The organism is Ensifer sp. NM-2 (assembly GCF_003024455.1).
In the GTDB taxonomy this organism is placed as follows: domain Bacteria; phylum Pseudomonadota; class Alphaproteobacteria; order Rhizobiales; family Rhizobiaceae; genus Ensifer; species Ensifer canadensis.
The window spans coordinates 1-466 of sequence record NZ_PVZR01000137.1 but is presented as its reverse complement, the minus strand read 5'-3'; the positions used below and the strand labels follow the sequence as shown (position 1 = coordinate 466).

The following is a 466-nucleotide window of genomic DNA, read 5'->3' as shown; positions in this document are numbered from 1 at the left end:
GCGGCGTCCCACATGAAGAGTGAGTGAATTCTGCGGCTGCGGCCAGGCGGCGCTCACCAGATGCACATGTGGCAGATAGGATCGACGTGTCCGTGACCCACGTCACCTGCACTCACTCGGGGTGACACCACGCCCGCACCGCCGAACCGGAGGACCCCATGTCCCTGCAGTTCCCCGCCCGCCTGTCCGCCGCCGCCCTCGGTGCAGCCGTCCTCGTCGGCGTCGCCGCCGCCCCGGCCCACGCCGCCACCTGGACGCCCGAGCACGGCACCCCGTCCGGCACGTTCGTCAGCGCGGACGACGACCTGATGGAGTTCGTCCTCTACGACAACTTCGCGACCGAGGACATCCGTGCCGTCGTCGTCACCGCGTCGGGGGAGGAGACCGAGATCCAGGTCGACTTCATCACCGAGGACGACATGGGCGCCGTGTTCATGCACGACATCGAGCAGGTCCTCGGCGGCGA

1 protein-coding gene is annotated in these 466 nt (G+C 68.9%); it reads left to right on the top strand.

The genetic code is table 11. From position 1 onward, the window contains the following. Window positions 1-158: 158 nt before the first annotated feature. Window positions 159-466, top strand: a 308-nt coding sequence (locus tag C6558_RS39155; RefSeq protein ID WP_199197152.1) for a hypothetical protein, incomplete at its 3' end; no start/stop codon positions are given.